Below are 5,909 nucleotides of genomic sequence, written 5' to 3'. Positions count from 1 at the left end.
CTCCATTACGCTGCAAGGAACGAGCTCACGCCGACCGGCTGAGCCAACGAAAAGAGCCTCCGGACTTGCCGGGACGGTTCAGCCCGAGGAGCTTGGCCATGAGTGCGGCATTGCACGAGCGACGTAGGGCGAGATGATGTTGTGCTTGGAGAGTCGTGCGCTCGTTTTGGCGAACGTTCGGCAGGACGGTTTGACAACTGTTTCTGACAACAACGGAACCAATAACTCGTGCTTTTGCCTGCTCGCCGATGCTCTGAATAACAGGGGGCGCCGGGTACGCTTCTTGGGTACACAGCAGCAGTCGGACGTCCTGGCGGGGTTGGAGAGATGGCGAAGAAGCGACCGCCGGTGGCCTGGGATGCCTTCGCACGCGACCTCGGCGCGAACATTCAGCGGCTTCGTCTGGAGCGTGGGCTCACGCAGGAGCAGCTGGCCTATACGTCGGGGCTGAGCCGCTACACGTTCCAGAAGTTTGAGAAGGGCGAGTCGATGCCCGGGACGCCGGCGAACCCATCGCTGGCGAACATCATGGCGATCGCTCAAGTGCTGGGTGTCACGCTCGACGAGCTGGTGCCGCGTCCCTGGCCAGATCTGCGTGCGGACCAGGTGCCGCGATTCGACACCGATTAGCGCCGAAGAAGTCGCCCGAGGACGTGGTGGAGATGGCGGGCGCTTTCGAGTGACAGGTCGAGTTGCTGCTCGTCGTTGCCGATGAAGATCCACTCCTGGTCGTGCGTCGCGTCATGGTGACGCACCACGTCGATGTCGCTGGCGACCGTGCGCTGGATAAGAGATCCGTCCGGTGCGGGGGCGAGGTGTCGGAGGAGGGCCGCGACGGTGTGGATGTCGCTCTGGTGGTCGTCGTCGGCTACTAACTCATGCGTGCCGTGGTTTACCGCACACCACTCGGGACACGCCAGGTCAACCGGGGATGACTCAACCAGCGACATAGGACCCTCTCTGAACGGCAGGAACACGGCGGCGGGATCGGAGGCACGGCGCCCCTCCCCACGGGGGGCCGCGCGAGCCCGCCTGCAAGACTAGGAACGAAGGACCTCCGCTCGGCAGGTGTATTTCTTCACCTCCATGCACGGGAAGGGATGGGCAGTGACGGTTGGGAGCAGCAGCGCGAGAGTAGGGATCGTCGAAGACCATGCCCTCGTCGCGTTCGGCCTGATGCGGCTGCTGGAGACCGACGACATCGAGTCCGTCATCGCCCCGACCGTCCCGGATCTGCTGGCGCGAGGCGAGTCACTGGACCTAACGATCCTGGATCTCCGGCTCAGCGACGGTTCCTCTGTCACTGACAATGTGCGCGAACTCGATAAGGCAGGGATACCGGTCCTGGTGCTCACCTCAGCTGAGAACGCCGAGCTCGTGCGCGAAGCCGCTCGAGCTAACGTGCTCGGTATCGTGCGCAAATCCCTGCCAGAGACGGAAATACGCGACGCGGTGATCCATGCGCTCGCCGGACGACCGGTGACGTCCCTGGAGTGGGCATCGGCACTCGACAGCGACCCGCTGCTGCCTGACGCCGGCCTCACACCGCGAGAGCAGGAAATCCTAGCGCTTTATGCCTCCGGCGAGACGGCCAAGTCTGTCGCTCGCCTCACCGGGTTGAGCACGCAGGTCGTCGCCAACTACGTCGGACGAATCCGCGCGAAATACGCCGAGGTGGGCCGTCCCGCTGCCAGCCGTGTCGATCTGTACCGACGAGCGTTGGAGGATCACCTCATCGAGGAGGCCGGGTGACGAGCAGCCGGGAGCGGATCCAACGGCTCCTCCTGGCCTCGCTCGGCGGCGCCTCCCTCATCTACACGTTCCTCGGTCTTCCTCAGGCGCTGGAACAGATCGAGCTCATGCATCCGATCGGCGGATGGGCGCTGTACGTCCTGTGCGCTGTGCTTCCACCTGCCGCGGGCCTGACGGCGTTTTCGACTCCCCTGCGTGTGCCGCTCGGCATCACGACAGCCGCTTGCATCGCCTACGCGCTGGCGATGGCGCTGTGGGTGCCACTCATGAGGGTCCCCGCCCTGCCGGATGCGTCGGTGACCTGGTTGCAGAACGTCTCTGCCATCGCCGCGGCCGCGGCCGCCATCGCCTGGCCGGTGCGAGGCGCCTGGGCCTACACGATCGCTTTCTCCGCAGGCATTGGCCTCCTCCGCTCCGCGACCGCACCGCAAGAGGGGCCGTTGGTCGCTCTGCAGGACGGGATCTTCGTCCTGATGCTCGCTTCAATCTTCGTCGTACTCATTCAGGTCTCACTCACCGCGGGCCACCGGCTTGACCTCGCCGATGCGCAGGCACGCGAGGACGCCGCACACGAAGCCGCCGCACGCAGCACCCACGAGCAGCGCAAACGCCTGGGTGCGCTCGTGCACGATCACGTGCTGTCCCTGCTGCTGACCGCCGCCCGATCCGATGACCATGACCGTCCGATGCTGCGCCAGGCCGCGATGAACGCCACCGCCGCTCTTACCGCTCCTGACAAGGCAAAAGACATTTCCGGGCAGGAACTGGTCGCTCGCATCCGAGGGAGCCTTCCCAGCGAGTTCCGCTTCGAAAGCAAGACAGCTGCGGAGATGGATGTACCCGCAGATGTCGCGACAGCGCTCCTTGAGGCCGCTGCCGAGGCCATCCGCAACAGCCTGCTACACGCGGGCCCCGCCAGCCGCCTCGTGCAGACGCGCCTCACGGCGGAGAGCATCTCGATAAAGGTCAAGGATGACGGCCGGGGGTTCCGCCCCCAGCGCGTGCCGCCGGAGCGTCTCGGCCTGCGCGTCAGCATCCACGAACGTATGCGCACTGTCCCCGGAGGCAGCGCAACCGTACGAAGCACACCCGGACAAGGAACCACCGTTGAGCTCAGCTGGAACAGGGACGCCCGATGACCGAACAGCGAACGGACATCTCCACGCTGCTGCGCCTGACACACTGGCCCGCCTACCTGATGATGGGCCTGTTCACGCTCTCCAACGCCCTGAACACCTTCGCCACCCTCGACCAGGTGAAATCCGGCCTCGTCGCGATTCTCGCCTTCATCCTCGTCGCGATAGGGGCCGCCCTCATCCTCATCCCGGCGCCCGATCCCTACCCGGTGCCCTTGACCGCGGCAGTCGCAGCGATCAGCGTGGCCGTGTCGTTCGCTGCCTGGAACCTGCCAGACAGCGGCAGACTCGGCTGGGCCTCCTGGATCTGGGGCGGCGCCGTCATCCTGCTGTTCTTCGTGACGTTACGAGGCCGCGTCCTGGTCTCGTGGGTGGCGTTCGCGCTTCACGTCGCGATCACGATCTGGTGGGCCGTCGACGTCGGGCGCGGCATCGAAGCAGGAATCGGCTACGTCATCCGGCACGCCGGACTGCTTCTCATCGTCACTCTCTTCACCCTGCTGCTGCGCCGAACCCTCCGCTCGCTCCGCACCGTCCACGAGGCAGGCCTAAGACGGTCGAGTGAGGAAGCCGCCGCACGCGCCGCTCTCACCGAACAACAGCGCCGCATAGAGCGCCTGCACCAGCTCGCCGGAGGTGCACTGGCGCGCATCGCCTCCGAGGATCGCCTCACTGACAGCGACCGTCAAGAATTCCTCCTGATCGACGGCACCATCCGGGACTGGCTCCGCGGCGGACAGCTCGCCACCGACGCGGTGATCGAAGCGTCGCGCATCGCTCGCCGGCGCGGCATCACCGTCACACTTCTCGACGACGCCGGCAACCGCAGGCTCTCAGATCGCGAGATCGACCGGGTAAGCACAGCCGTGGTTGATGTGCTCCGTAGAGCGTCGGCGGGAGAGGTCACCGCCCGGCTCCTGCCGCCCGGGCGCGACGCCATCGCAAGCATCCGGGGAGGTGATGGCGAGCAGGCCATCAGGCTCGACGTGCCGCTACGGGGAGTCGGCAGGCGATATCGCTCCAGCTAAGTCGTGGGGCTGCTTGGGGCGGCGCATCGTTCAACCCAGCAGACCTTCGATGACGCCTCTCGCAACGCCGCTCGTAACTGCGGACAGCACGTCGAGCGATCGTGAAAATGCTGTCGAACTGGCTGGGAGGGTGCTCGTGACCACTGGGCTCGGCTTGGGCAGGGTGCCGCTGGTGGTTCCGGTTTCAAACTGCGTATGCCGCGCGGCCGACTGCTGCCACTTCTTCGCCGTGAGCAGGCGTGGGTCGTCTGCGGCGAGGGTGCGTCTGCGGGCAGCCACCAGGTCGCCGGCGAGGGCGGCCATCTCCGGGTAGCGACCGAGCTCGTTCAGGAGCTGGATGTTGAGCTCGAGCGTCGCGAGTGTGAGCTCGTGCTCAGCCCCCAGCTGGTCATGCCGAGCGAGATACCCCCTGGCAGCGAACGGAAGGGCCGATGCTGGGTCGCCTGCGCCAAGGAGGGCCCAGGCGTACAGCGTCTGGACACGCGCCACCTGCTGCTGGTCTGTGCCCGTTTCCTGGTGAAACGCCAACTGCTCAGCGCGCGCCTCGGCGGCTTCCCGGTACCGTCGCGCCTCGTAGAGCGCAGCCGCCAGCACATCGAACAGCTGTGCGCGCTCACCCGCAGGAAGGCTGGCGCCACTTGCGAGCCGCTCACGAGCCAGTGGCGCCAGCTCGTCGTACCGCCGATCCCGGTACAGCGCCTGCAACTCGATGATGTCGGCCATGCGCGTCTCCTCATACTCCTAGACAACCCGCCCGGCCCCACGGCGGTTTCCACAACCCCCAGAGTGGCATATTCACGAGGCCTTTCATGGTAGGCTATCGGGGTAACGTCTCCATACTCGCCCCAGGGTCGGAACTGCCCTGGGGCGTCTCGCCCGAGGATCCCCATGCGCTATGTCCGACTCCTGCCCACAGCGGCACTCGCCACGCTCTTGCTGTTGCCCGGCTGTGCGGGCGAGGCGCCAACCAACGATGCAACCAGCGTCAGCTCGCACGATCCCGAGCACAGTACGGCGTCATCGCCCGCTTCAGCTGAACCGCTGTCTGCGGCTATCGCGTCCGACGTGCTCTGCGCGGCCATCGAGAAGGGCGACTTGGCCAGCCTCGACGCGAGGGGCGGCTCGATGGACAGCTCCTATGACACAGCGAACAGCCGGTGCACGCTGACAGCATCGGATAGCGCCCCGTCACAGGTCTCGATTCAGCTGGTGCACAACCTTTCAACGCCAGCAGGAGCCGCGTTCAACACGGTGGACTGGGATCCGGTGCGCAACAGCAACTGCACTGGCGGTGGCGACAAGGACACGCGCTCATTGGCTGGCCACGAGTCCGCCGTCTACTGGTGCCTGGAAAGCGAGACCGAGCAGAACACCTACCCGGCGAGTACCTACTACTCCAATAGCGATCTGCTCAGCACCTCACTCCGCTGCGAGATCTCAACCGTCAACCGCATCAGCTTCGACGTCGGGGCGGCAGAGGCCTTCTGCAGCGCGATCCTCGTCGAACTTGACACCGTTGTCGCGAACGGGAGCGGTACAACGCCGAGCCCCGCGCCGACCATACCCACTGATCCACAGGCGCTGCGGGAAGCGTTCGTCGAGCAGTGGGCGAACGCGGGCTTCCCCGGACAGACCGAAGCACCCGAGTACTACTGCGATACGTGGCCGGAGACGACTGCCATGCACTACGACTGGCTGCGCGCCGACAGCTCGCACGAAGGCTGGACATGGAGCATCTCGCCCTTCGTCAATCCTGGCCTCCCTGACGCGTACGGAGACATTGCCGTTGAGTTCACCGGTCCCGGAGACGGCGAATGGACGGCATACGCCATCAACCTGCCGATCGACACCACCGCCGGGCAGCCCTGCATCTCGAACGTCAGCTCGGCTTCACCGTGATTCAGCACACCACTGAATCGCCCCGGGTCTGGTGGAGGCTCTCAATCCATGGAGGATGAGAGTCATGGCAGCACCCAGGAAGTACCCCGACGAG

7 protein-coding genes are annotated in these 5,909 nt (G+C 65.6%); 5 read left to right on the top strand and 2 right to left on the bottom strand.

Annotated elements, in window-relative coordinates; genetic code table 11:
- Positions 1–327: 327 nt before the first annotated feature.
- Positions 328–630 (top strand): helix-turn-helix domain-containing protein, encoded by a 303-nt coding sequence (locus tag EHW97_RS15130; RefSeq protein WP_121795628.1) that lies wholly within the window; start codon positions 328–330, stop codon positions 628–630.
- Here EHW97_RS15130 and EHW97_RS15125 read toward each other — a convergent pair.
- Positions 627–950, bottom strand: a complete 324-nt coding sequence (locus EHW97_RS15125; protein ID WP_124238006.1) for a hypothetical protein — start codon at positions 948–950, stop codon at positions 627–629. The genes EHW97_RS15130 and EHW97_RS15125 overlap by 4 nt on opposite strands.
- 118 nt (positions 951–1,068) lie before the next feature.
- Between EHW97_RS15125 and EHW97_RS15120 the strand changes: the two genes are divergently transcribed.
- The 3 genes from EHW97_RS15120 to EHW97_RS15110 are packed head-to-tail and all read left to right on the top strand — an operon-like array spanning position 1,069 to position 3,916.
- Positions 1,069–1,752, top strand: coding sequence for a response regulator transcription factor (locus EHW97_RS15120; RefSeq protein WP_208002083.1), 684 nt, complete (start codon positions 1,069–1,071; stop codon positions 1,750–1,752).
- Entirely contained in the window at positions 1,749–2,891 is a 1,143-nt protein-coding gene (locus EHW97_RS15115) for a sensor histidine kinase (RefSeq protein WP_124238005.1), read from the top strand. Before EHW97_RS15120 ends, EHW97_RS15115 begins: the two co-directional genes overlap by 4 nt.
- Positions 2,888–3,916, top strand: a complete 1,029-nt coding sequence (locus EHW97_RS15110; protein WP_124238004.1) for a hypothetical protein — start codon at positions 2,888–2,890, stop codon at positions 3,914–3,916. Before EHW97_RS15115 ends, EHW97_RS15110 begins: the two co-directional genes overlap by 4 nt.
- 30 nt (positions 3,917–3,946) lie before the next feature.
- On the opposite strand, the gene EHW97_RS15105 is transcribed toward EHW97_RS15110, so the two are convergent.
- Complete coding sequence (locus EHW97_RS15105; protein WP_124238003.1) at positions 3,947–4,639, bottom strand: hypothetical protein; 693 nt, start codon at positions 4,637–4,639, stop codon at positions 3,947–3,949.
- 165 nt (positions 4,640–4,804) lie between these two features.
- Between EHW97_RS15105 and EHW97_RS15100 the strand changes: the two genes are divergently transcribed.
- Entirely contained in the window at positions 4,805–5,815 is a 1,011-nt protein-coding gene (locus EHW97_RS15100; RefSeq protein ID WP_124238002.1) for a hypothetical protein, read from the top strand.
- The last annotated feature ends 94 nt before the right edge of the window (positions 5,816–5,909 follow it).

The organism is Aeromicrobium camelliae (genome assembly GCF_003850045.1).
GTDB classification, from domain to species: Bacteria; Actinomycetota; Actinomycetes; order Propionibacteriales; family Nocardioidaceae; genus Aeromicrobium; species Aeromicrobium camelliae.
The sequence above is the reverse complement of the archived record's forward strand: the minus strand, read 5'-3'. Positions and strand labels throughout refer to the sequence as shown.

What these genes read in the sequence shown, in the direction of transcription:
- EHW97_RS15130 (WP_121795628.1), top strand. Translation starts at nt 328, where the DNA reads ATGGCGAAGAAGCGACCGCCGGTGGCCTGGGATGCCTTCGCACGCGAC.
- EHW97_RS15125 (WP_124238006.1), bottom strand. Translation starts at nt 950, where the DNA reads ATGTCGCTGGTTGAGTCATCCCCGGTTGACCTGGCGTGTCCCGAGTGG.
- EHW97_RS15110 (WP_124238004.1), top strand. Translation starts at nt 2,888, where the DNA reads ATGACCGAACAGCGAACGGACATCTCCACGCTGCTGCGCCTGACACAC.
- EHW97_RS15105 (WP_124238003.1), bottom strand. Translation starts at nt 4,639, where the DNA reads ATGGCCGACATCATCGAGTTGCAGGCGCTGTACCGGGATCGGCGGTAC.
- EHW97_RS15100 (WP_124238002.1), top strand. Translation starts at nt 4,805, where the DNA reads ATGCGCTATGTCCGACTCCTGCCCACAGCGGCACTCGCCACGCTCTTG.